The organism is Hyphococcus sp. D3-15, from assembly GCF_055809375.1.
Window position 1 is genome coordinate 233,318 of the sequence record NZ_CM147910.1, and the last position, 22,493, is coordinate 255,810.

24 protein-coding genes and 1 tRNA gene are annotated in these 22,493 nt (G+C 60.3%); 14 read left to right on the forward strand and 11 right to left on the reverse strand.

Annotation, left to right across the window (positions count from 1 at the left end; genetic code table 11):
- Positions 1-60 precede the first annotated feature (60 nt).
- Positions 61-828: a class I SAM-dependent methyltransferase gene (locus AC0L8G_RS01150; protein ID WP_473386152.1), complete on the forward strand. Its 768-nt coding sequence runs from the start codon at positions 61-63 to the stop codon at positions 826-828.
- Here AC0L8G_RS01150 and AC0L8G_RS01155 read toward each other — a convergent pair.
- Positions 815-2,308 (reverse strand): zinc-ribbon domain-containing protein, encoded by a 1,494-nt coding sequence (locus tag AC0L8G_RS01155; protein WP_473386153.1) that lies wholly within the window; start codon positions 2,306-2,308, stop codon positions 815-817. The genes AC0L8G_RS01150 and AC0L8G_RS01155 overlap by 14 nt on opposite strands.
- Before the next feature lie 83 nt (positions 2,309-2,391).
- On the opposite strand from AC0L8G_RS01155, the gene ftsE reads away from it, so the two are divergent.
- The 5 genes from ftsE (at position 2,392) to AC0L8G_RS01180 (ending at position 6,438) form a co-directional block, all read left to right on the forward strand.
- A complete protein-coding gene (gene ftsE, locus AC0L8G_RS01160) occupies positions 2,392-3,087 on the forward strand; it encodes a cell division ATP-binding protein FtsE (protein ID WP_473386154.1) in 696 nt (231 codons plus the stop codon).
- Positions 3,084-4,037: a cell division protein FtsX gene (locus AC0L8G_RS01165; protein WP_473386155.1), complete on the forward strand. Its 954-nt coding sequence runs from the start codon at positions 3,084-3,086 to the stop codon at positions 4,035-4,037. Before ftsE ends, AC0L8G_RS01165 begins: the two co-directional genes overlap by 4 nt.
- An 84-nt stretch (positions 4,038-4,121) precedes the next feature.
- Complete coding sequence (locus AC0L8G_RS01170) at positions 4,122-4,721, forward strand: YdcF family protein (RefSeq protein WP_473386156.1); 600 nt, start codon at positions 4,122-4,124, stop codon at positions 4,719-4,721.
- A 78-nt stretch (positions 4,722-4,799) separates the two neighbouring features.
- A complete protein-coding gene (locus AC0L8G_RS01175) occupies positions 4,800-5,471 on the forward strand; it encodes a lysophospholipid acyltransferase family protein (RefSeq protein ID WP_473386157.1) in 672 nt (223 codons plus the stop codon).
- Positions 5,461-6,438, forward strand: coding sequence for a DUF2125 domain-containing protein (locus AC0L8G_RS01180; RefSeq protein ID WP_473386158.1), 978 nt, complete (start codon positions 5,461-5,463; stop codon positions 6,436-6,438). The genes AC0L8G_RS01175 and AC0L8G_RS01180 overlap by 11 nt, the downstream gene beginning before the upstream one ends.
- Here the strand turns inward: AC0L8G_RS01180 and AC0L8G_RS01185 are convergent.
- A complete protein-coding gene (locus AC0L8G_RS01185; RefSeq protein ID WP_473386159.1) occupies positions 6,435-6,788 on the reverse strand; it encodes a MarR family transcriptional regulator in 354 nt (117 codons plus the stop codon). The genes AC0L8G_RS01180 and AC0L8G_RS01185 overlap by 4 nt on opposite strands.
- A gap of 72 nt (positions 6,789-6,860) precedes the next feature.
- Complete coding sequence (locus AC0L8G_RS01190) at positions 6,861-8,231, reverse strand: leucyl aminopeptidase family protein (protein ID WP_473386160.1); 1,371 nt, start codon at positions 8,229-8,231, stop codon at positions 6,861-6,863.
- 146 nt (positions 8,232-8,377) lie between these two features.
- On the opposite strand from AC0L8G_RS01190, the gene AC0L8G_RS01195 reads away from it, so the two are divergent.
- The 6 genes from AC0L8G_RS01195 to AC0L8G_RS01220 all read left to right on the forward strand — a co-directional run bounded on the left by AC0L8G_RS01195 (position 8,378) and on the right by AC0L8G_RS01220 (position 13,131).
- Positions 8,378-9,391, forward strand: a complete 1,014-nt coding sequence (locus AC0L8G_RS01195; protein ID WP_473386161.1) for a tetratricopeptide repeat protein — start codon at positions 8,378-8,380, stop codon at positions 9,389-9,391.
- Between the two features lie 150 nt (positions 9,392-9,541).
- Complete coding sequence (locus tag AC0L8G_RS01200; protein WP_473386162.1) at positions 9,542-10,759, forward strand: Nramp family divalent metal transporter; 1,218 nt, start codon at positions 9,542-9,544, stop codon at positions 10,757-10,759.
- On the forward strand, positions 10,759-11,505 hold the full coding sequence (gene pxpA / locus AC0L8G_RS01205; RefSeq protein ID WP_473386163.1) for a 5-oxoprolinase subunit PxpA: 747 nt from the start codon (positions 10,759-10,761) through the stop codon (positions 11,503-11,505). The genes AC0L8G_RS01200 and pxpA overlap by 1 nt, the downstream gene beginning before the upstream one ends.
- Entirely contained in the window at positions 11,502-11,720 is a 219-nt protein-coding gene (locus AC0L8G_RS01210) for a hypothetical protein (protein WP_473386164.1), read from the forward strand. The genes pxpA and AC0L8G_RS01210 overlap by 4 nt, the downstream gene beginning before the upstream one ends.
- Positions 11,721-11,728: 8 nt before the next feature.
- Positions 11,729-12,187 (forward strand): 5-oxoprolinase subunit PxpB, encoded by a 459-nt coding sequence (gene pxpB, locus AC0L8G_RS01215; protein ID WP_473388930.1) that lies wholly within the window; start codon positions 11,729-11,731, stop codon positions 12,185-12,187.
- Positions 12,184-13,131, forward strand: a complete 948-nt coding sequence (locus AC0L8G_RS01220) for a 5-oxoprolinase subunit C family protein (protein ID WP_473386165.1) — start codon at positions 12,184-12,186, stop codon at positions 13,129-13,131. Before pxpB ends, AC0L8G_RS01220 begins: the two co-directional genes overlap by 4 nt.
- Here the strand turns inward: AC0L8G_RS01220 and AC0L8G_RS01225 are convergent.
- From AC0L8G_RS01225 to AC0L8G_RS01250, 6 genes are all read right to left on the reverse strand, one after another.
- A complete protein-coding gene (locus AC0L8G_RS01225; RefSeq protein ID WP_473386166.1) occupies positions 13,093-14,694 on the reverse strand; it encodes a BCCT family transporter in 1,602 nt (533 codons plus the stop codon). The two genes, AC0L8G_RS01220 and AC0L8G_RS01225, sit on opposite strands and share 39 nt — an antisense overlap.
- A gap of 177 nt (positions 14,695-14,871) precedes the next feature.
- Positions 14,872-14,947: transfer RNA gene (locus AC0L8G_RS01230), tRNA-Thr, on the reverse strand.
- A 105-nt stretch (positions 14,948-15,052) separates the two neighbouring features.
- Entirely contained in the window at positions 15,053-17,461 is a 2,409-nt protein-coding gene (pheT, locus tag AC0L8G_RS01235) for a phenylalanine--tRNA ligase subunit beta (RefSeq protein ID WP_473386167.1), read from the reverse strand.
- Positions 17,462-17,476: 15 nt separating this feature from the next.
- Positions 17,477-17,860, reverse strand: coding sequence for a DUF302 domain-containing protein (locus AC0L8G_RS01240; protein ID WP_473386168.1), 384 nt, complete (start codon positions 17,858-17,860; stop codon positions 17,477-17,479).
- Positions 17,861-17,869: 9 nt separating this feature from the next.
- Positions 17,870-18,958 carry a phenylalanine--tRNA ligase subunit alpha gene (gene pheS, locus AC0L8G_RS01245; protein ID WP_473386169.1) on the reverse strand — a complete coding sequence of 363 codons (1,089 nt, stop codon included), beginning with the start codon at positions 18,956-18,958 and terminating at the stop codon, positions 17,870-17,872.
- 239 nt (positions 18,959-19,197) lie between these two features.
- The gene (locus tag AC0L8G_RS01250) at positions 19,198-19,515 is read right to left on the reverse strand and encodes a UrcA family protein (RefSeq protein ID WP_473386170.1); all 318 of its coding nucleotides are present in this window, start codon (positions 19,513-19,515) and stop codon (positions 19,198-19,200) included.
- Between the two features lie 329 nt (positions 19,516-19,844).
- Between AC0L8G_RS01250 and AC0L8G_RS01255 the strand changes: the two genes are divergently transcribed.
- Positions 19,845-20,462: a hypothetical protein gene (locus AC0L8G_RS01255; RefSeq protein ID WP_473386171.1), complete on the forward strand. Its 618-nt coding sequence runs from the start codon at positions 19,845-19,847 to the stop codon at positions 20,460-20,462.
- A 76-nt stretch (positions 20,463-20,538) separates the two neighbouring features.
- Here the strand turns inward: AC0L8G_RS01255 and rplT are convergent, their stop codons facing one another.
- Positions 20,539-20,895 (reverse strand): 50S ribosomal protein L20, encoded by a 357-nt coding sequence (gene rplT, locus AC0L8G_RS01260; RefSeq protein WP_473386172.1) that lies wholly within the window; start codon positions 20,893-20,895, stop codon positions 20,539-20,541.
- Between the two features lie 12 nt (positions 20,896-20,907).
- Positions 20,908-21,108, reverse strand: a complete 201-nt coding sequence (gene rpmI / locus AC0L8G_RS01265; RefSeq protein ID WP_473386173.1) for a 50S ribosomal protein L35 — start codon at positions 21,106-21,108, stop codon at positions 20,908-20,910.
- A gap of 405 nt (positions 21,109-21,513) precedes the next feature.
- Here rpmI and AC0L8G_RS01270 point away from each other — a divergent pair, with 405 nt between their 5' ends.
- Positions 21,514-22,488, forward strand: coding sequence for an aspartyl protease family protein (locus AC0L8G_RS01270; RefSeq protein WP_473386174.1), 975 nt, complete (start codon positions 21,514-21,516; stop codon positions 22,486-22,488).
- The last annotated feature ends 5 nt before the right edge of the window (positions 22,489-22,493 follow it).

Genomic DNA, 22,493 nt, shown 5'->3' on the forward strand with positions numbered 1-22,493 from the left:
TCATAGAGTCTTTTCCCGCAGGACGCCAGCGCAAGCCCGATTTGACGGCGCCTGCGGCGCATGCCAGACAAAACGCCCAATCCGTTTTTGAGGGTCTGCGCACGCATGTATGACATCGTCACCAAGGCCGAATACTGGCGATGGCTTGAAGAAAAGACGAACGAGCCGACGCCGGGCGGGCCCGGGCTTTTGAAACACATCCAGGACACATTCGTTCTTGACGCGCTCAAGGGTGAAAAGGGATGCAAAATTCTTGAGTTCGGCGGCGGGCAGTCGCGCGTGCTGGAGCGTCTGGCAAAAACCAATGAATGCTGGAATGCGGACAAATTCGAAGGCGCGGATGGCGGCCCCAAACGCTTCATTCGCCGTCGCGGCATAAAAATCGTGAAAACATTTCTCGGCGATTTCAACACGGAACTGCCGGACGGGTATTTCGACTATGTGCTCTCTGTTTCTGTGCTCGAACACGCGCCGACGCCGATGCTCGATGGGATCTTCGCGGATTGCGCGCGCATCCTGAAACCCGGCGGCCACCTCGTGCAGGCGATAGACCTTTACCTGCCTGATGCGCTCGACAAGGATGCGCCGGAACATCAATATAGCCGGCCGCGTCTGCCGCTTTATTTGAACGCCGCAGAAAAAGCGGGCCTTAAACTGAAAGAGCCTGCCGCCATTGACGGGGACGCATGCTTTCGCGGCTGGCACGCCTCAAACTCAGACTCAACGCTGTATACATGGAACATCGTTGCGCCCAAATTGCGCGAGATGCGCGAACGCGCGCAGTCCGTCACCTTGAAGGCCTGGTGGACAAAGCCTAGCGATCGCTAGGCAGAAGCGATTCAAGCACGCTTTTTTCCGGTGCGAAAGACAACGCAACCTCCGCCACGCCCTCGGGCGCAGGCGCGCGCGTGACGAAGTCGACGCTGCCGCCCTCGCCAACCTCGACCTCGCTGGCCGAAAACGTCCAGCGCGCCAGCAATTCACCTTTTGCGCCAAGCGCCTCGGCCTGCAAAAGCGGCGCAACCATCGCAGCGCTCGTCTGGTTATATAAATTGCCGGTGATCTCGATGGTCGGCCCGCCGGTCGACATGGCGAGGCGATGACGGACATTTTCGATAGCCAGGCCATAGGGATTGGCTTCAATGCCGATCACGGCATAGGCGTCGGCGGCTTTCGGCGCCGCTTTGACAATCGCATCACGATAAAAGAACAACGCATAGGCGGCGCCAGCAACGACGGCGAGCCAAGCGGTCCAGCCGATGACGCGCAATGGGGTCAGGCGGTTCTTTTCTCGCGATTCAGCGCGGCGGCGCGCCTTGCGGATGGCCCGCTCAAGCTCGCGCGGGGTGACGCGCAACGAGGCGAAAAATTCGTCATCCAGCGATGAGGGGTCCAGCGGCCGGACGTCTTCCATGCGCGCCAGCGCCGTCGCGCGGCGGCGTTCTGCGCGCACCTTGCGGCCGAAGCCGCGCCCGCGCTCACCCTGCGCGTCGTCTACATCTTCCCAGTCAGCGTCGACCACATAGGCGCCGTTATAAGCGTCCGAATCGCCCGCCTCTTCATCATCCTCATCAAAATCGCGGTCTTCCGCGAAGCGCTCATCCGCGCGGTCGTCATGGCGGCGGTCGCTGTCTTCATCAGCGAAACGCAGCGATTCCCGGGTGTCCTTGCCCCCATCCCTGCTATCGTCCTTGTCTTTGCGCTTGCGGGCGAAAAACGGGCGACGCTCAGCTTCATCGTCCTCGTCATCTTCAACGATGAACTGACGGCCTTTGCGCCAGCCTCGGTCAGCAGGCGCTTCATCCTCGTCGTCCATATCGGCGCGGCGTCTATCGTCCTGACGCTTGCCGCTGCGGGGTTCCTCCTCACGGTCATCCCGCCCCGAAGGCGCGTCAAAGAGCGAATCATCATCGTCATCATCGTCATCGTCGGCATAGTCAGCCTGGCGGTTGCGCCGGGAGGGGCCGGCGCGCTTCTGGCGCCGTTCATCCTCGCGATCGTCATAATCTTGGGCGTCATAGCCCCGGTCGTCATCACCACGGCGAGACTTGCGCGCCGGGCGGCGCTCGGCGTCGTCATCGGCAAAGCCGACCTTGATCCGGGGGCGCGCGTCGCCGTCTTCGTCTTCACCCTTGTTTTTCCGCCGAGTTGGGGATTTTTCCTCAAGCGGCTCGACGTCGATCAGCTCCGGCGCCGGCACAAACCAGCTTTCTCCGCAGGACGAGCAGCGCACCGAACGGCCATTTGGGGAAAACCGTTCATCATCGACGTCATATCGCGTAGTGCAATCGGGACAGGTAATTATCATGTCGGACCAGAATCGTTTAAGGGTTCGCTGGCGACAGGCGCGCGCATGACGGCGCGCCGGCCAGAAATACAGCCGGGAATGCAATGGAAGCCGGGAAAGAAATCGTCCAGTTCGAGCGCGCGGGTCTTGCTTATGAAGACGCGCCGGAAACGCTCAGCGACATCACCATGTCGCTCGGCGAAGGCGAGTTTCGTTTCCTCACCGGTCCGTCCGGCGCAGGAAAAACCTCGCTGCTCAAAATGATTTACCTCGCGCACAAGCCGACGCGCGGGCGGTTTCGGCTGTTCGGGGAAGACGCCATGGAAGCCCCGCGCGAGGCGCTGCCTGCGCTGCGCAGGCGCATCGGCGTTGTCTTCCAGGAATTCCGACTCCTCGATCATCTCACGGCCTATGAAAATGTCGCGCTGCCCATGAAAGTCGCGGGCGTTAACCAAAACCAATACCGGGAAGACGTAAGCGAACTCTTAAATTGGGTGGGTTTGGGAGACCGGATGCACGCCAAACCACCGACGCTTTCCGGTGGCGAGAAGCAACGCGTCGCGCTGGCGCGCTCGCTTGTTTCGAAGCCGGACCTCATCCTTGCGGACGAGCCGACAGGCAATGTTGATCCGGCGATGGGCGAGCGGATTATGAAATTGTTCGTAGAGCTTAACAAATTGGGCGCGGCGGTGATCGTGGCGACGCATGATCTGCATCTCGTGCAGTCGATCGGCAAACCTGTCTTGCGCATCGCAAACGGTAAAGTCACGCGCAGCGCGGGCGCCGGAGGCGCCGGGTGAGTATGACGCAGGCGGACGAAACAGAAAACGAAATGACGGAAGAAAAGCCTGCGCGGCGCGGCCTGTTCCGTTCCGGCACGGCGCCCTTGCTTCCCGAGGCGGGCGCCGCTGGCGCGCCGCTGACCGCCGTTATCGCCGTCATGTCCTTTCTCGCCGTGCTCGCCATGGCGTCGCTGCTGATGGTCAATCGCGCGGCGAGCGAATGGACCTCTGCTTTGCGCTCGGAAATAACCGTGCAGGTCAAAGGTGAAAACGCTGATGAAATCGCGCGCGGGGTGGAATCCGCCTTGCGCGTGCTCCGGGAGACGGACGGCGTCATCGAAGCCAACGCCCGCAGCCGGGAAGACAGCGCAGCCTTGCTCGAGCCCTGGCTGGGACAGGGCAATGTGGAGGCGTTCCTCAACATACCGGCGATCATCGAAGTGAAAGCCGAGCCGTCACTGCGCGACAATCTCGATCTCTTGCGCAACCGTCTGGCCGCTGCGGCGCCCGGCGCGGGACTTGACGATCACGCGCGCTGGCATGACCGCCTTTCCGGCGCCGCGCGCTCCGGCCAGGCGCTCGCCTTCGGGGTCTTTCTGCTGGTCATGGCCGCGGCCTGCGCGATCTCGATTTTCGCCGCGCGGGCTGGCCTTGCCGCCAATCACGAAATCGTTTCCGTGTTGCATCTTGTCGGCGCGACGGATGGCTTTATCGCAGCCGAAGTCCAAAGGCGGTTCTTCGTGCTTGGACTAAGAGGCGCGCTTATCGGGCTCGCCGCCGCACTCGCCGCATTGTTATTGGCCGGCCTTGCGGTGCGCGCCGGCGGCGCGGCGGATAATTTTCTGCCGGCGTTCCAGCTTGGCGGCTGGATAATCCTGTGGCTCGCCGCCGCGCCAATCGCCACATGTCTTGTCACCGCTGTCACCGCGCGCCTGACCGTGCTCAAGACCCTCAGACAGCAATATTAGGCGACGCGCGGATTCGCCGCGCGCTGGCAAGGCGCGGGACAATCGGCTAATCTCATCGCAATTGGCGGCTTTGATGGAATTCGTGTGAAAAAACTATTTTCAGCACTCGTCGGACTGGCGCTGTTATGGGGCTTCGGATTCGTGATCTTCATCGCCGCGCTGCCGAAGCCCGGCACGCAGCCGCCGACGGCGAGTGAGTTCGGCCCAACCGATGGCGTTGTTGTCTATACGGGCGGCGGCGGCGCCAGGATCACCTCAGCCATGGCGATTTTCGCCGAGGGCGCGGGGCAGCGGCTGCTGATTTCCGGAGTCCATCCGGACACAACAGCGGCGCGGCTCTCCGCATTCTGGGCAGGCCCTCAAGACCGCTTCGACTGCTGCGTCGATTTGGGCCGCGAGGCGCTCACCACCGAAGGCAATGCCGGCGAGTTGCAAGCCTGGGCCGAAACCCATCATTACAAAAGCGTTATACTGGTGACGTCCGACTATCACATGCCGCGCGCAATCGCGGTGACCCGCGCGCGCATGAAAGACACCGTCATTACACCCTATCCAGTTTCGTCGGGCTACCTCACGCCGAAAGGCATGCCCGCTTCGTCCGGCGCGGCCGTGAAGCTTGCCGGCGAATATATCAAATACCTTCTCGCGCGGACCAAAGCGCTTCTCCCGGCGAACGGCCGCTAAAACATGTTGAGACAAATCCGGTCCGCACTCTTCGCGGTATTCCTCCCATGCAGCGTTGCGGTCATGGGAATCATCTGCATGCCAATCATGCTGCTTGGCCGCGATGCGTCGCGCCGAACCGTCAAGGCGTGGTCGCATTTCGCACTATTCGGCCTGAAATGGATCGCCGGCGTTTCCTACCGCATTGAGGGCGCGCAAAACATCCCTCAAGACGGCGCATTGATCGCCGCCAACCATCAGTCCATGTGGGAGACGATCGCACTTTACGCAATCGCGCCGCGCCCCGTAATCATCTTGAAACGCGAACTCGGGCGCATACCAGTCTATGGATGGTGGGCGCGCGCGGCGGGCAATATCATGGTGGACCGCAAAGGCGGCGCACGCGCCCTGCGCGCCATGACCCGCGCAGCAAAAGACCATACGGACGCCGGCGACCAGATTATCATTTTCCCCGAAGGCACGCGCACCCAGCCTGGCGCACGCACCAAATACCAGCCGGGCGTCGCCGGCATTTTCAAAGCGACGGGCGCGCCCTGCGTTCCCGCCGCCCATGATAGCGGGCGTTTCTGGCGCCATCCGGGCGGCCCAAAAAATCCGGGCGCCATCACCTTGCGCTTTCTTCCGGCAATCGCACCGGGCCTTGACCGCAAACTTTTTCTGGCGGAACTGCAATCGGCGATCGAGAAGGCGCGCCCTGACCTTGCGGAGGGCGACCCCGCCGCGCCGGGAGGAAACACTCATGGCGACTGACGCAAGACTGAAACGCCGCTGGCTCTATCTGCCATTCGTCGTCGCCGCTTTTGTCATGGGCGGTTATGCGCTCTTATGGCGCGCCGGCGCCGGGGAGATGAAGAAAGCCATTGCTCTTTGGGCGGAGGATCAGCGCGCCGCCGGGCTTGATGTTTCCTACAGCGACCTGAAGGCCGATGGTTTTCCATTTTTCTTGCGCGTTCACGTAGAGAAACCTGAGATCATCGCGCCCGGCCAATTGCATTGGCGCACAGACCGGCTGACGCTCGATACGCTGCCCTATGATCTGACGCGACTCATTTTCTCCGTGCGCAGTGAGCAACAATTGGACCTGGCGGAATATGGCTACTGGCGCATCAACGCGGAGACTTTTCGATTTTCCATCGCCAATGACAAAACACGCGACTGGGCGTTTTCGATGAATGTCGATGGCGCGACCGCACTGCGCGGAACTGGCCCGGCAAGCGCATCCCTTAACCGACTGGTGTTCGATCTCGCACCGTCGCCCGCCGATAAGACCACGCTGGTGCTGAGTCTCGCCGCTAACGGATTCGCCGTCGAGGATGCGGAGCGCTCAGCACGTCTGGACAGCGTGGAAACGCTGATGGCGGCGACGCAAATGCAAGCCCACAGCCATGCATCGCTGTGGCGCCAAGCAGGCGGTGAGCTCAAGATCAACGGGCTCAATGCGCGGCTCGACGAAGCAAAGCTGTCCGTCAACGGCGCCCTGTCCCTCGACGCATCCCATTACCCGGTCGGCGCGCTCAACACCGAGATAACCGCGCCGGGACCGTTCGCAGAGGCGTTGGCGCAACTTGGCATCATGAGCGAGCAGGAAGCGCAAAGCGCAGCGGCGGCGTTGTCGCTTGTGGCCATCGCCGGCGGCGGAAAAATTACGGCGCCCATCGAATTCTCGAATGGCGCCGCGCATTTGTCAGGCGTCAAAATTATTGAGTTGAAGGACTAGCCGTACATCGCGCCGAGCGCGGGCTCTTCCGTATGATTCTCGACAAGGCGCGCAAAGTTATCGAGATAGATTGCGCCCTCGGCGGTTTTTTGAACGATCACGATCCGCTTGTCATTCATGTCGCGCACGCGCTTGATGAAACCAAGAATCGAGAGCGCGTCAAGCGCCCGGGAAATCGCCGGTTTCGGGACATTGAGATCACGCGCCAGCGCACGCACCGTATGCGGGCCGGGCTTCAGATAAACGGTCAGCAGAATGGACCACTGGCGCATAGACAAGTCGGGACTGTCTGCGCGCACGGCGTCACACATCACTTCCCGCCAACTTGTAAGAATATCCGTCGCCGCCATCGTCCGGCCTTACGCCCTGCCTTTTCAAACAAGCCTTATGCTTGCAACCGTTCGCCAGCAAAGGGCAAGAGCTTATCGCGCGGGATAACGTCTTGAGAGCACCTCAAATAGCGCGCGAATCGCCTGGGCTTCCCCGCCGGCCGGCCGGCCGGGCGCGGCTTTTGGACGCCAGGCGTAAATATCAAAATGCATCCAGCTGGCCGCCTCGCCCGCAAACTTCTTCAAAAACAACGCCGCCGTCACCGATCCGGCGAAACTGCCGCCGGAAATGTGGTTCACATCAGCGATTTGGGAGGCCAGCATCGATTCGTAACCGCGCCAGAGCGGCATCCGCCAGACCGGATCGGCGCTGCTGGCCGCTTCCGCCTCGAGCGCGCTGACCAGCTCCTCATCGTCGCTGTAAAATGGCGCGAGTTCCGGCCCCAGCGCGACCCGCGCCGCGCCGGTGAGCGTCGCCAGCGAAATCATCAAATCCGGCGTCTCCTCGCCGCCACAGGCGAGCGCATCGGCGAGAATGAGACGGCCCTCGGCGTCCGTATTGCCGATTTCCACGGTCAGCCCCTTGCGGCTTTTCAAAATGTCGCCAGGCCTGAAGGCGTTGCCGGAAATCGCGTTCTCCACCGCCGGAATGAGCGCGCGCAGGCGGACATTAAGCCCCGCGCTCATGATCATTTTCGACAGGGCCAAAACATGCGCCGCGCCGCCCATGTCTTTTTTCATGATCGCCATGCCTGACGCGCCTTTAATGTTGAGCCCGCCGCTATCAAAGGTCACGCCTTTGCCGACCAGCGTCAGCTTCGGCGCATCCGGATCGCCCCAATGCAGATCGATGAGGCGAGGCTCCGCGTCCGCTGCGCGGCCAACCGCATGCACCATCGGAAAATTTTCCGCGAGCAGCGCGTCGCCGACAATGACGTCAACCTGCGCGCCCTCTTCCGACGCGATATTGCGGGCGGCTTGCTCCAGCGCCGCGGGCGTCATGTCGCCCGCCGGCGTGTTGACGAGGTCGCGCACCAGAAACATCGCCCCAGCAGCGCGCCGCGCCGCCGTGACGTCAGCGGGTTGCGGCGCGATCAACTGCGCCTCCGCCGGCTTTTGCTGCTTGTATCGGTCAAAGCGGTATCCACCCATCAGCCAGCCCAGCACCGCCAGCGTCGCGGCCTGGTTTTCCAACGGCGCGGCGAGCGCATAAACGCCCTTGGGTAATTTTTCCGCCGCTGCGGCGTAGATGAACGGATCGCTTTCGTCGCCAATTCCCAATAGCGCCGCATCGCCATCAGAAAAGACTCCGCCCGCCTCGCCGCTAAATCCGTTGGCGCGCGCGAGCCGTTTCAAGTCTTCCGGCGCGTCGCATTCATCCAGCCCGCCATCGCGCACCGAATAGATTTTTATCGCCGCATTGACGGCGCTTTGTTCATAGTCGCTTAACAGATCCTGGGCCATGAATATTCCGTTAACTTGTTAATCGGACCACCGGCACAATTACACTCCGGTTAGATTGCACATTAGCCATACAGTTAAGCCTTTATTGAATTCCTTACGCCACCATGGCGCGGAAAATCTACATGGAATTCATTGAGGCGCGACCCATGCTTAACGCATCCAAGCTTGCAACGAAATACATTCTTGCCGCTAGCGCGGCGATTCTGCTGCCTGCCTGCGCATCCTCGCCGCAATCATCATCGGCGAATGCAGTTGGCCATAATGATTATCGCGACGCGATCGGCGTTTATTCCGATCCCATTGGCGATGAAGGCATGGACCCGATCGCCGCCGCCGCATTCTGGGGCACACGGTACAATACAGATCAGGCAAACCCGCAATCAGCTATCGGCTTTTCAAAAGCACTGCGCCGGATCGGCTCGAACGAAGAAGCCGTCGGCGTGATGCAGAAAATTGCAAGCCAGCAACCTGACGATGGCGCTGTGAGCCTTGAATATGGCAAAGTGCTCGTTGAAAGCGGCCGCGCTTTTGAGGCGGTGCGCTATCTCGAGACCGCCGTCGCCAAGGCGCCGACCGACTGGCGCGCCCTTTCAGCTTATGGCGTCGCGCTCGATCAGATCGGCGAACACGAAGCGGCCCGCGCAAAATATGATCGCGCGCTTGCCATGGCGCCGGGGGAAACCCTGCTGCTCAACAACAAAGGTCTTTCCTTTGCGCTTGACGGCAAGCTGTCGCTGGCCCGCGCAACGCTGCGCCAGGCGGCGTCCAATGCCGGCTCGGACTCGCGCATTCGTCAGAACCTCGCCCTGGTGCTCGCCCTTTCCGGCGAGATGCGCGAAGCAGAACGGCTTGCCCGTTCCGACCTGCCGCCAATGGTCGCTGACAACAATATCGATGTCTATCGCCAGTTGATGAACCAGCCCGCTTATTGGGATCAATATGCCGCGACCAGCGTAGACACGCCGAATTTCGACGACGTGCCGGCGGCGCCCTTGTCGCCTTCGCTGTCGCCATCACCGAAGCCGCAACTGCAGGAAGAAAAAGCGCCTGAGGAAGAAAAATCCACGGGCGCTCCGGTTGCGCTGATTGAAGTTGCGCCGGTGACCAATGCGTCGATGACCGACGACACATCTTTCGAGTTGAAACCAGACCACGAATAGTTGGCTCAGGGGGCCAACTTTTGCGCTGCGTATAAGCGCAAGTTGCGCAAAGCCGCTTCGGGCAGGGTCCGGGGCGGTTTTTCGCATTTAGCGCCAGCAGCCGCATGTTGCGCGTTCGCTTTTCGCGCGCTTGCAGGCTAATCTCATCGCATGTTGAAACGATTTCGCGCAATCGGCCCCGGCGCGCTGACCGCCGCCGCCTTTATCGGACCGGGCACGGTCACGACCGCAACGCTGGCCGGCGCGGAATATGGATACGCGCTTGTCTGGACCCTGGTCTTCGCAACCATCGCCGCCATCGTGCTGCAGGAAACCGCCGCGCGGCTCGGTGTTGTGTCGCGCCTCGGGCTTGGTGAGGCGATCATGCAACGCCTCGGCGAGGCGCCGGTTTTTAAATGGACAGCCGGCGCGCTCATCATCGCCGCCTTGTTCGTCGGCAACGCCGCCTATGAGGGCGGCAACATCGCCGGGGCAGCGCTCGGGCTTGAGGCGGCGGCGCCGGAAACCTTTTCGCGTGCGGCCCTTGCCGCGATCATTGCATTACTCGCCGGCGCCATTCTTTTATTCGGCGGCTACCGCATCATTGAAAAAGTTCTGATCATCGCCGTTTTGGCGATGACGCTGGCCTTCGCCTCCGCGCTGTTCATCATCGGACCGGATTGGGGCGCCCTGTTTCGCGGCGCGATCATTCCCAATATTCCGCTAGGCGCTTTCCCGTTAGTGCTCGGGCTGATCGGCACCACCATCGTTCCCTATAATCTGTTTCTCCACGCCGCCGCCGCACGCAAACGGTGGTCGGGCGCGCAATATCTGGGTGAAGCGCAATTCGATGCGCGCCTTTCCATTGGCGTTGGCGGCGTTGTGTCAATTCTCGTCCTCTCCACCGCCGCCGCAAGCCTGTTTGGAACCAGCACGGTGATCACTAGCGCCGGCGACATGGCGCGCCAGCTGGAGCCCGCCTTCGGCGCCGGCGCCACCTGGCTGATCGCCTGCGGACTGTTCGCGGCGGGCCTTTCCTCCGCCATCACCGCGCCATTGGCCACCGGCTTTGCCGCGGCTGAATTGTTCGGCTTTGAAAGCGATCCTGCTTCGCCAAAATTCCGCCTGGTCGCCGGAACCGTTTTGTTGGTCGGCGCGGTCGTCGCCATCACCGGCGCGAAGCCCGTCGAAATCATCTTGTTTGCACAGATCGCCAATGGCGTTCTCCTGCCCGTCATTGCGGTGTTTTTGCTCTATGCGGCGAACAGCAAAAAAATTCTCGGCGCGCACGCCAATGGGCTGTTGGCGAACGCCGCAGGCATTCTGGTGACGTTGATTGCAGCGATGCTAGGGCTGCGCGGGATCCTGCGCGCCTTCGGAGTGATGTGATGGGCGCGATCGACCTCAACGCCGATATGGGCGAATACGCAAATGACGCCCAACGCAAGGTTGAAGCGGCGATCATGCCGCTGATCTCCTCCTGCTCCATCGCCTGCGGCGGCCATGCGGGCGATGACGAGACCATGCGCGCCACTGTAAGCCTCGCCAAACAACACAATGTCAGCATTGGCGCGCACCCATCCTATCCGGACCGGGAAGGGTTTGGGCGGCGCAGCCTGAATATAGACCGGAGAGAATTGTCGGCGTCTTTGCGTTCACAAATCGCCGCGCTCAGAAAAATTCTTGATGCGGAACAAATCCCCCTCGCACATATCAAACCCCATGGCGCGCTATATAATGACGCGGCGAACGACATAGAGCTCGCGCGCATTATCGCCGAAATTGCAGAGGGTTTCGTTCTGGTGGGACCGCCCGGCTCGGCGCTGGAAGACATCGCTATACGGATGGGCTTGTGCTTCGCCGCTGAAGGTTTTGTGGATCGGTCCTATCTCCCCTCCGGCGCACTGACCCCGCGCTCGCAGCCGGGCGCTGTTATTGATGACATGACCGCCCGCGCGGCGCAGGCGCTGGCGATCGCCCGCGGCGACATGATCAAAGCGGCGGGCGGCGTTTCTCTAACTCTCACCGTGCAAACGCTCTGCATTCACAGCGATTCCCCGGGCGCAGCTGAAACCGCAAAAACTGTGCGCGACACGCTCTGCGATGCGGGGTTCTCCATTCGGCCCTTCGCATGAACACGCGCCTGATCGACATAACGGAGTTTGGCGAATTTGGCTGGCTGGCGCGCCTTGAAGGCGGCGACATGGTCACGCTCGCCCGCACGGCGAATGCGGTCGCGGACAAATTGCGCGAATTTCGCGGGATCATCGACGCCGTCGCCGGCATAGACAGCGTGGTCCTGCGCTTCGACCCGCAAATATTGAGCCCGGATATAGCGCAAAAAAACTAAAGGGTGCAATCGAGACGACGCGTGCCGATGGCGCGCGCCAGAAGACCATCGAGATTCCGGTTTGCTATGGCGGCGAATTTGGCCCGGACCTTGCGGCGCTCGCCAAGGCGGCCGGGCTCAGCGAAGCAGACGTGATCAAACTGCATTCAGCGCAGCCCTATCATGTACTGACGATCGGCTTTGCGCCCGGCTTCGCTTATCTCGGGCCGCTTCCGAAAGCGCTGCAAGTACCGCGGCTCGCCACCCCGAGACCGCGCGTTCCCGCCGGATCGATCGGCGTCGCAAGCTCGATGACCGGCATATATCCCCTCGCCTCGCCCGGCGGCTGGATGCTGATCGGGCGCACGCCGAAAAAACTTTTCGATGCAACAAACGAACAGCCTTTTGTTTTCGCGCCGGGCGCAGAAGTTGTTTTTACGCCGGTCAGTGAAGCTAATTTCGCGCGCCTGGACACACAAGTCTCATGAACGTGCTCGCTGAAATCACAAAGCCGGGGCTTTTCACAACCGTGCAGGATTTTGGCCGGCCGGCCTTGCGCCATCTTGGCGTTCCGCTTTCCGGCGCCGCCGATCCATTCTCATTGGCGCTTGCCAATGCGGCGATTGGCAATGCGCCAGACGCCCCTGCGCTTGAATGCACATTACAGGGACCTTCGCTGCTGTTTCAGGCGCCCACAAGCTTCGCGCTTGGCGGCGCTGATATGGATGCACAACTCAATGGCGCGCCCGCACCGCTCTGTCAGGCGGTGATGGCGAAGCGAGGCGACAGGCTTGTGCTGGGCGCGGCGACTTCAGGCGCGCGCTGCTATATTGCATTTTCAGGCGGCGTTGCCGGCGATGATTTCTTTGGCAGCGTTTCAACCTATGCGCCCGCTTCAATTGGCGGCATCAAAGGCCGCGCATTGCAGATGAGGGATGTAGTTTCATCAGCCGGCGGCGAGACCGGCGCGCCGCGCGACATTCCGGCCTACCTGCGGCCGAAACTAACCCATGAATTTTTCCTACGCGCCACGACAGGCCCCGAAGTCAGCGCCCTGTCATCCGAAAGCGCGTCGCAATTCTTTTCAGCATGCTGGACCATTGGGCGCCGCGCCGACCGGATGGGATTGCAATTGCATGGCTCCTCGCCGCTCTCAATCACCAATCCGCCGATGGCGTCGAGCCCGGTTTTTCCGGGAACGGTTCAGTGTCCGCCAGACGGGAATCCGTTTTTGCTCGCTTGTGACGCGCAAACCGTCGGCGGCTATCCGCGCATCGCGCAGATTATCGCCGCCGACCAATGGCTGATCGGCCAGATGCGCCCCGGCGACACAGCGTGGCTGCGCGATGTCAGCGCCGCGGAAGCGCGCGATATCGCTGTTAAAAAAGCCGCGCTATTGGCTGAGTTCTTCCCCTGCGGTCTCTTTCGCTGAGGCAGGCTGCGAGGCGGCGCGCACTTCACTGAGCCAATTGACCCGCATGGTGATGATCACCGCTCCCATGCCAAGCAGAATGAACAGGCCGGGCAAGCCGCCTAGATTGGAAAGCATTCGCACGCCCTCAATGCCGGTAGTCGAAGTCATGATGAACGCGACAGCGCCGATCAACGCGCCCCAGAAAATTTTGATCCAGCGTTCTGCGCGCGGGCGCTTTTGCCCGGGACTCATCTTCTTCAAACAAACGCTGGTGATCGAATGCGTGTTTGAATCCATCGCCGTGACAAAAGAGATGAAAGTCAGCGAGATAAACAGCGCGATGACGATCTGACTAAGCGGCAGCGTATTGAACAAGGCATAGGCGACGGCTTCCGGTCCACGCGCATCAAGCGCCGCCACAAGCCCATGCGCCGTATCGGCGTCGGCGCCAATCGCCGCACCACCAAACACCATCATCCAAATGCCGCCAAATGTCGCCGGCGCCACAAGGTTGAACAACACGAATTCGCGCACTGTGTAACCAATGGCGATGCGCCCCAAAAACAGCGCCGTGACCGGCGCCCAGGCGAGCCAGTTGGCGAAATAAAACACCGTCCAGTCGCGGGTCCAGTCCGCACCGGCGCGCTCGCCCAAGGCGAGACTGCGCGGAATGAATTTCACAATATATTGCCCGGCGCTTTCCGCTCCCAGCGCCAGAATATCGAGCGTCGGCCCTGCAAAAAAAACAAACAGCACCAATACAAAGAAAAACCGCGTATTGATGTCGGACAGAAATTTGATGCCGCGTTGCAGGCCGGTGATCGACGAAACGACAAACAGCACCACGATGGCGAATGTGACAATCGCCCGCAAAACAACGGTGTCATACAATCCCGTTGTCGCCTCAAGCCCGCCAACCAGCGTCATCACCCCGGCGCCGAGCGAAGCGGCGACCCCCGCCACCAGCGCATAAAGCCCGACCGCATCAATAAGCGCGCCGACACGGCCCGTCGCCGCCTTTCCGATGATCAGCGATAGCGGTCCGCTGAGGGAATAAGGGCGGCCAAGATTATAATGGGCGAGCGCGAAACAGAGCGCCGGCACCGTATAAAGCGCATAAGGCGTAATCGTCCAATGCATGAACATGGAAGACAGCGCAAAGCGCGACGCTTCATCTGTATAGGGATCTATATGCGCATAGCCCGGCGGCGCCTTGATGTGAAACATCGGCTCCGCAATGCCCCAGAACAAGATGCCCGTCGCAATAGTTGTGCACAGCGTGATCGAAAACCAGTTCCAGCGATTGAGTATCGGCTTGGCGTCCGGTCCGCCTATGCGCACGGAGCCCAGTGGCGAGATCACCACCCAGACAATGAGCGCCACAGCGCCAAAAGACGCGTAGCTGAACAGCCAGCCGAAATACTCTAAGATCCAGTCTTTGGCGGCGGTCATCGTTGCGTAGAAGCCGTCAAAATCCACAAGACTGAACGCCAATGCCGACAAAAGCAGGATGACCGGCGGCCAGAAGACGAGCGGGCGGGTGGCTTTGATGGTTTCTCGTAAGATGACGGGCGCCTCCAATTGCAGGGATCACCTGTCATAGCCCATGCCCCGCACAGGCCCAAATGTCCGCCATGCGAGGAAAAAGCAGCGCCCGGTTAGAGAGAAAGTAGGAACACTGCTCCAAGCGTCCGACCGGACGGTCAGCCCGCCCCATCGAAGGCGCGAGTGAAACGAACTGCCGCGAGATATGGAAAATGGTGCCGCATAGGTGACTTGAACACCTGACCCCATCATTACGAATGATGTGCTCTACCAGCTGAGCTAATGCGGCCCAATCGAGCGCCGGAGCAGGCGCGCGGAAGGCGCGTCATAGCTCGGGCGCGCGCGATCTGCAAGCCGGATTTCACCCCCAGGCAGGCCGCTTCCGGCGCGCCGCCTAGCCGCGCAGGGTTCCGCCCGTCGCCTTTTCCACCTGGGCGATAATCCGCGCTGAGACGGCCTCGATTTCCTCATCCGTGAGGGTCTTCTCCCGCGGCTGCAAGGTCACTTCGACCGCGAGGGACTTGCGCCCCTCCGCCACGCCCTTGCCCTGATAAACGTCAAACAGGGAAACCCCGGCGACCAGCTTCTTCTCCGCGCCGCGCACCGCCTTCAGCAAGGTTTCAGCCTCCACCCCTTCATCGACCACAAAGGCGAAATCACGGGTCAACGGCAGAAGCTCCGACGCATCGAGCGCCGGGCGGGTCTTGGTGGGTTTTTTCTTGGGCTCGGGAATAACGTCAAGAAACGCCTCGAAACCGAATACCGGCCCATCAACATCCAGCGCCTTCAGAACGCGCGGATGGATTTCCCCGAAATGCGCCAGCGCTTTCGGGCCAAGCCGCAGCACGCCGGACCGGCCGGGATGGAAGCAAGACGGCGCATCGGCGCTTGTCTGCAGGCTGGCGACCGGCGCGCCGGCGGCCTCCAGCGCGGCCATGGCGTCCGCCTTCACGGTGAACACATCCGCCTGCGCGCTGGCGCCCTGCCAGTGGCGCGGCGGGGCGGAAAGACGGGCGCCGCCCGCGGCGTTTTGATGATCCGCAGGCTGATCGCCTGCGTAAATCGGCGCCACCTCAAACAGCGCAAGGTCGCTGCGGCCCCGATCCGCATTGCGCTGAAGCGCCGCGATGAGGTTTGGCAAAAGCGAAGAGCGCATGACCCCAAGATCGGAAGAAATCGGATTGGCGAGCGCAAGGCTCTTTGCCTTGATTTCGTCGGCGCTCAGGAAGAGTTCTGCGTGTTTGCGGTCAAGAAATGACCAGGTCACCGCCTCCAGCATGCCGCGTTCCGCCAGCACCCGGCGCGCGAGGCGGCGGCGAATTTGACCCGGCGTCAGCTTCGGCGTCTCCACCGCTTTCAACGCCGGCAATGGCGCCGCCGGCAATTTGTCAAAGCCGGTGATCCGCGCAATTTCCTCAACCAGATCCGCCTTGCCTTCAATGTCAGGGCGCCAGGAGGGCGCATCCACCTGCCATGGATCGCTTTTCCGCACGGCAAATCCAAGCGCCGTCAGTATCTGTTCGGCGTCTTCCGGCGCGACATCCATGCCGGTAAGGCGCTTCACTTCCGACGGGGGGAACAGGATTGTGTTATCCGCCTGCGGGATTGCGCCAGCAAGCTCGACCTCGGAAGGGTCGCCGCCGCACATATCCATGACCAGCTGCGTCGCCATTTCCATGCCGGGCAGGATAAAGGCCGGATCAACGCCGCGCTCGAAGCGATAGCGCGCATCGGAGGCGATGCCGGTTTTGCGTCCCGTCTTCGCCGTGCGCAGCGGGTCGAAATAGGCGCATTCGATGAAGACGTTTGTGGTTTCTTCCGTGCAACCCGTATCTTCGCCGCCCATAATGCCGCCAAGCCCGAGCACGGCGGCATCGTCGGCGATAACACACATGGTCTCGTCAACTTCATATTCCTTGCCGTCAAGCGCCAGGAATTTTTCGCCTTTTTTGCCGAGCCGGGCGCGAACAACGCCGTTCAATTTGTCCGCATCGAACACATGCAACGGACGCGCACGGTCGTAAGACATATAATTGGTGATATCGACCAGCGCGCTGATCGGACGAAGGCCAATCGCGCGCAGCTTGTCCTGCAACCATTCGGGCGACGGGCCGTTTTTCACGCCGCGCACATAGCGCCCAGCGAAGACCGGGCAGGCGTTCGCCGCATCTGCAGGAAAATCCAGCACGACCTTCTGCGGCGACGGATAGGCGCCCTTGATCACAGTTGGTTCCGGCGTCGCCAGCTTGCCGAGACCGGCCGCTGCGAGATCCCGCGCAACGCCATTGACCCCGTTAGTGTCGGGCCGGTTCGGCGTCACCTCAAAATCGATGACAGGATCATTAACGCCCATGATTTCCGCGACAGGATCGCCGACCTTTGCCGAAGACGGCGCCTCGATGATGCCGTCATGATCGTCACCCATTTCGAGTTCGCGCGCGGAACACATCATGCCATGGGATTCAACGCCGCGAATTTTCGCTTTCGACAATGTGACATCGATGCCCGGCACATAGGCGCCAACCGGCGCGAAAGCCACCTTGATGCCGGCGCGCGCATTCGGCGCGCCGCAGACGATTTGCTTCTCGCCATCTTTCGTCGCCACTTTGCACACGCGCAGTTTGTCCGCGTCAGGGTGCTTTTCCGCAGAGATGACTTCGCCAATAGTGAAAGCGGACAAACGTTCCGCCGGATCGTCAACTTCCTCAACCTCAAGACCGACAGCAACCATCGTCTCGACGATCGTCTCAAGGCTCGCTTCGGTTTCGAGATGCTCTTTAAGCCAGGACAGGGTGAACTTCATGGGTGCATTCTTTTCTTAAAGTGCGTTTACAACTCGCGTCAGCGCCGCCTTGACCGTCATTGCGGCTTCATCGAGCGCCGGATTACCGACGCGCCCGAGCGATGCCTGCGGATCAACAGCGGCGACTTCGACGCCTTTATTCGTTTGCTGAACGATGACATTGCAGGGCAGCATGACGCCGATCTTGTCTTCAAGCGTCAGCGCCTGATGCGCCATTTTCGGATTGCAGGCGCCGAGAATACGATAGGGCCGGAAATCGACGTCGAGTTTTTTCTTCATAGTCGCAGCGACGTCGATATCGGTGAGAACGCCGAAACCTTCTTTTTTCAAGGCCTCGATCACGCGCTCAATCACAGCGTCAAACTCGCCGGAAACAGTTTTTGCGATGTAGTAGCTCATGAACAGCTCCTATTTGCTCAACCCCGCCCACAGGCTTGGCTGATCGACCGGATCGAATCCGTAATGCTCCAGCCAGCGCGCATCCGATGCAAAGAAATCGCGCAGATCGGGAATGCCGTATTTCAGCATCGCCAGGCGGTCGACGCCCATGCCCCAGGCGAAACCCTGATATTCGTCCGGATCGAGGCCGCAATTTTTCAAGACATTCGCATGCACCATGCCGCAGCCGAGGATTTCCATCCAGGATGCGCCCTGTCCGAACCGAATTTCTTCATTGCCTTTGGGGCCAACACGGTCATAGCCAATGTCCATTTCCGCAGACGGCTCGGTGAACGGAAAAAAGTGCGGGCGGAAGCGCGTCTTCACATCGTCAATCTCAAAGAAGGTTTTGACGAAGGCCTCAAGCGTTCCCTTGAGGTGACCCATATGGGCGTTTTTGTCGATCACCAGCCCTTCGACCTGATGGAACATCGGCGTATGGGTCTGGTCTGAATCGCAGCGGAAAGTGCGGCCCGGAATGATGATCCGGATCGGCGGCTTTTGCGACATCATGGTGCGGATCTGCACCGGCGATGTATGCGTCCTCAAAAGCATGCGCGAGCCGTCTTCCTTCGGCTCGAAGAAGAAGGTGTCATGCATCTCCCGCGCCGGATGATCGGGCGGAAAATTCAAGGCGGTGAAATTATGGAAATCGTCTTCGATGTCGGGCCCTTCGGCGACATCGAATCCCATGGCGGAAAAGATCGCGACGATTTCTTCCGTAACCTGACTGACGGGGTGTATTTTGCCTTTCGGCTCCGGCCGGACAGGCAGCGTCACATCGACCTTTTCCGACGCCAGACGCGCATTCAGCGCCGCATCCTCAAGCGCCGCTTTCTTCGCCTCGATCGCATCAGTAATCCGGTTTTTCAGCCCGTTCAGCGCCGGACCCATTTCCTTGCGCTCTTCCGGGCTCATCTTGCCGAGGGTTTTCATCCGCTCGGAAACCGCGCCCTTCTTGCCGATTGCGCCGACGCGCACTTCTTCTAACGCCGCAGCCGTTTCAGCGGCGGCGATTTTAGCGTTCAGCTCGGATTCAAGTTGTTCAATGTCGGACATCGCGTCCGGTCTCCATTCTTCAAGACGTAAAAAAAGCGCCATCCTCGGGATGACGCTTACCGGCAGATACCGCTTCGGTCACCCGTTCAAACAGCGCTCCTAAAGAAGAACTCGAAAAAGGTCACGGGGCGGCTCCTGGAAATCCTGCCCTCTGCATATAAAGAGCGGGCCCTCTTGTCGAGGGCCCGCTCATTTCGCCTGTCCGGTGAGAGAAGGCGCGGGCCGCCAGGCCCGGTCTGCTATTGCTTTGAAGCCATCCGCACTGGCGGGGCTTCATCGTCAGCATAGGCGGTCAGGGTCGGAGAAGCGATCTTTTTGACGCTCTCTTCAAGTGTTGTTTCAATGCAGCTTCTCAGCATGGATAGATAAAGCGGCGAGCCAAGCAACTCTTTCTTGCAGACGGCGGTCGCTGCGTCTTCGAGTTCTGCGTAAAGCGCCTCTACATAGGCGACGTCATCAAGCCGGTCGCGGTCAAACTGAACGACCGTTTCGGCCGCGAAAGCTGCCGTTTGAGAGACGGCGAATGCTGCGGTTGCGAAAATTGTCTTCCGGATCATTTCGATTTCCTTTCAATAGGTTAACGAAGGTCCGGGCGTCTCCTTGTGTTTTCGTAGGTCGCAATTGCTGCGACGCACAATTGCAACGCGAATCGATGCCCGCGTCAAGATTTTTGTATGTGTTGCGTACCTTTTTTGCGAAATTCAATCTGCCGAAAAGTGAAATTCGCTTTATTATCAAGCGCCTTGCCGGGTCGCTTTTTTCCCGCAGAAATTGTCCGCACCTCGCCCACTCACCCCTTTATGCGCTCATTTGACAGCGCCGGCGGCGAAACATACGCTTGTTGCACGGCGGAATTAGCATCCGTCACAAGGTGGGAGACCTTCTAATGTACAAAATGTTCGCGCCCATGTTGGGCGCCGCGGCGCTATTTGCTTCTGCGCAAGCCGCAACGATGACGTTCACGGACGAGACAAACTACACAAGCGCCACCGGACCGGTGACCTTTGTGATCGATTTCGACGGGCTTACGCCCGGCGCGAATGACGGCGATTTCGCAGGGGTTGATTTCGGATCGCCGGAGGCGAGCAATCCCGGCAATATCCTTTTCGGATCCGACGCTTTGACGGACGCCGGTTCAACGACGGCAGACAACAGCGTCGGCCCTATCAGCGCCGTGTTCGATGCGCCAGCATTCGCCTTTTCGCTGGAGTTCTTAAGTTCCGGCAATCCGCAAACCATCGAACTCTATGACGCGGCGAATGCGCTGATCGGCACGGTCGTCACGCCGAATGCCGGCTTTTTCGGCGTGCTGTCAGATATCGCCATCGCCAGCATCATCATCCGCAATGGCGAGTTCTCGCCGAATGTGCGCGACCGCTTCTTCATCGATAATTTCACGGTCAGCGCGGCGCCTTCTGAAGTGCCGCTGCCCTCCGCAGCGCTCTTATTTGCTGGCGGCGCTTTCATGATGCGCTCGATGCGGAAGAAGCGGAAAACCGCCTGAACAACGCCTTCCTTCACCAACAAAAAACCCGCCATTTACTGGCGGGTTTTTTTAATGCTGTTGCTTTGTCGCGGCTTTACGCGAGGGCGGCTTTCGCCTTGTCGGCCAGCGCTTTAAAGGCTTCCGGCTCTTTCACTGCGATATCGGCGAGCACTTTGCGGTCGACTTCGATGCCAGCCCTGGTCAGGCCGTTGATGAAGCGCGCATAGGTGAAATCAAGCTCGCGGCATGCAGCGTTGATGCGCTGAATCCAGAGCGCGCGGAAATTCCGCTTTCTGACGCGACGGTCGCGATAGGCATATTGGCCGGCCTTCTCCACCGCCTGATTGGCGACGCGGAAGGTGTTTTTGCGGCGGCCATAATAGCCTTTGGCTTTGCCGAGAACTTTTTTGTGGCGGGCGTGGGCGGTGACGCCTCTCTTCACTCGTGACATGTTGAGACCTCCTTACCGGGCGTAGGGCATGTATTTTTTGACGATTCTCGCATCCGCATCGGAAAGCAGATCGGTGCCGCGATTTTGGCGGATTTGCTTCGGAGTGCGTTTGATCATGCCGTGGCGTTTGCCGGCCGGGCCAGCTTTGACCTTGCCGGAGGCGGTCATCTTGAAGCGCTTTTTGGCGCCTGATTTGGTCTTTAGTTTGGGCATTTTGCTTTTCCTTTAAGGGCCCTTTCGGGCGCGCAACAAAACCGCCCAGGCATGCCAAATGGCCCGGCGGTCGATCAGAAGGCGCGGGTTATAGCCCAAGAGCCCCATCTTGCAAGGGCAAACCGAGCCAAAAGGCAGGTTTTTCAGGCTCTCGGCACCGGAATCCCTGCTAGCCGAGCAAAAGCAGCGCCCCGGCGAGCAAGCCGAGAACGGACATGGCGAAAACCGCTTTTTGAACCGCAGACGGCAGGCGGCGAACAATATGGATCATGAGGCCTCCAACACATCACATTAAGGAGAATAAGCAATCTGGGGCTGCATTCCAACACCCAACGCTGATGACACGCCCCAAAGCTGGCTTAGGATGAGGACGGGAGCGCGATTTTCCGGTCACAGGGAGGGCGGATGAAATCGTTGTATAATCGTCTAGCGAGCCGGGCCCTTGCCTTGTGCGCGCTGACCTGGCTGGCGCCGGCAATTCCGGCGGCGATGGCCTTGCCGGTGGAAGGCGCGACGCCGGTCGCCGAATTGCCTTACACGCTCGCCTATCAGGGCTGGTTCACGGTGGAAGGCTCGCTCAACGGGTCCGGCCCGCATGATTTCATCGTTGATTCCGGGGCGACGATTACATCCATCTTCGCCAACCTCGCTGAGCGACAGGAATTCGCATCGTCGCCGGGTCGGACCATCCAACTGCTCGGACTTTCCGGCGCGCAAAGCATGCCGGCTTATGTTCTTGGCGATCTGGAATTTTCGGGCGTCAAACTTGAAGACCATGTAGGCGTCATCCTGCCCGATTGGGCGCCGCCCAATACGCCGCCGCAAGGCGTCCTCGGGCTGGACCTGTTGACCCGATATGCGGTGCATCTTGATATTGAAGCAAAGGTCTTCCGGCTCTATGCGCCCGAGACCGAGCTGGAGCGGCGCCGGCGCTGGACTCGCGTCAAGATGGCGAGGTTTCCATCATCCGGCCCGGCGGCGAAACTGTTCATGGTCACCCTGAAAGTCGGGCCGACAAGCATGCCCTGCGTCATCGATCTCGGCGCCTCGGGAACGATTTTCAACACGCCGGCTTTGCGGCAGATGCTTGAAGACCAATTGCGCAACGCCGTGCATCAGCGCGGCCTTCGCGACGGCTCCCGCATCAATGATGTGTTCGACATATCCGACCGCGTACAACCCGTCAGAATCGGGCGCGTAAAAATCGGCGGCGCGGTGTGGCGCAACAAAGTCTATGTGGTTTATGACGCGCAGATATTCAAGGACCTCGGCTATGAAAACGAACCATTCTGTCTGGTCGGCGCGGACATTTTCGCCGAACGCAGCGCAGTGTTCGATTTCGCCGGAGAGCGTCTTTATATCGGTCCGCGCAAAAAATAAGCGGC

Bases quoted from the DNA above. Each gene is read 5' to 3' on its own strand.
- AC0L8G_RS01270 (WP_473386174.1), top strand. From the start codon at position 21,514: ATGAAATCGTTGTATAATCGTCTAGCGAGCCGGGCCCTTGCCTTGTGC.
- AC0L8G_RS01150 (WP_473386152.1), top strand. From the start codon at position 61: ATGCCAGACAAAACGCCCAATCCGTTTTTGAGGGTCTGCGCACGCATG.
- pheT (WP_473386167.1), bottom strand. From the start codon at position 17,461: ATGAAGTTCACCCTGTCCTGGCTTAAAGAGCATCTCGAAACCGAAGCG.
- AC0L8G_RS01240 (WP_473386168.1), bottom strand. From the start codon at position 17,860: ATGAGCTACTACATCGCAAAAACTGTTTCCGGCGAGTTTGACGCTGTG.
- AC0L8G_RS01220 (WP_473386165.1), top strand. From the start codon at position 12,184: ATGAACGTGCTCGCTGAAATCACAAAGCCGGGGCTTTTCACAACCGTG.
- AC0L8G_RS01210 (WP_473386164.1), top strand. From the start codon at position 11,502: ATGAACACGCGCCTGATCGACATAACGGAGTTTGGCGAATTTGGCTGG.
- pheS (WP_473386169.1), bottom strand. From the start codon at position 18,958: ATGTCCGACATTGAACAACTTGAATCCGAGCTGAACGCTAAAATCGCC.
- pxpA (WP_473386163.1), top strand. From the start codon at position 10,759: ATGGGCGCGATCGACCTCAACGCCGATATGGGCGAATACGCAAATGAC.
- AC0L8G_RS01255 (WP_473386171.1), top strand. From the start codon at position 19,845: ATGTACAAAATGTTCGCGCCCATGTTGGGCGCCGCGGCGCTATTTGCT.
- AC0L8G_RS01180 (WP_473386158.1), top strand. From the start codon at position 5,461: ATGGCGACTGACGCAAGACTGAAACGCCGCTGGCTCTATCTGCCATTC.
- rpmI (WP_473386173.1), bottom strand. From the start codon at position 21,108: ATGCCCAAACTAAAGACCAAATCAGGCGCCAAAAAGCGCTTCAAGATG.
- ftsE (WP_473386154.1), top strand. From the start codon at position 2,392: ATGGAAGCCGGGAAAGAAATCGTCCAGTTCGAGCGCGCGGGTCTTGCT.
- AC0L8G_RS01200 (WP_473386162.1), top strand. From the start codon at position 9,542: ATGTTGAAACGATTTCGCGCAATCGGCCCCGGCGCGCTGACCGCCGCC.
- AC0L8G_RS01250 (WP_473386170.1), bottom strand. From the start codon at position 19,515: ATGATCCGGAAGACAATTTTCGCAACCGCAGCATTCGCCGTCTCTCAA.
- AC0L8G_RS01155 (WP_473386153.1), bottom strand. From the start codon at position 2,308: ATGATAATTACCTGTCCCGATTGCACTACGCGATATGACGTCGATGAT.
- AC0L8G_RS01195 (WP_473386161.1), top strand. From the start codon at position 8,378: ATGCTTAACGCATCCAAGCTTGCAACGAAATACATTCTTGCCGCTAGC.
- AC0L8G_RS01190 (WP_473386160.1), bottom strand. From the start codon at position 8,231: ATGGCCCAGGATCTGTTAAGCGACTATGAACAAAGCGCCGTCAATGCG.
- AC0L8G_RS01185 (WP_473386159.1), bottom strand. From the start codon at position 6,788: ATGGCGGCGACGGATATTCTTACAAGTTGGCGGGAAGTGATGTGTGAC.
- AC0L8G_RS01175 (WP_473386157.1), top strand. From the start codon at position 4,800: ATGCCAATCATGCTGCTTGGCCGCGATGCGTCGCGCCGAACCGTCAAG.
- rplT (WP_473386172.1), bottom strand. From the start codon at position 20,895: ATGTCACGAGTGAAGAGAGGCGTCACCGCCCACGCCCGCCACAAAAAA.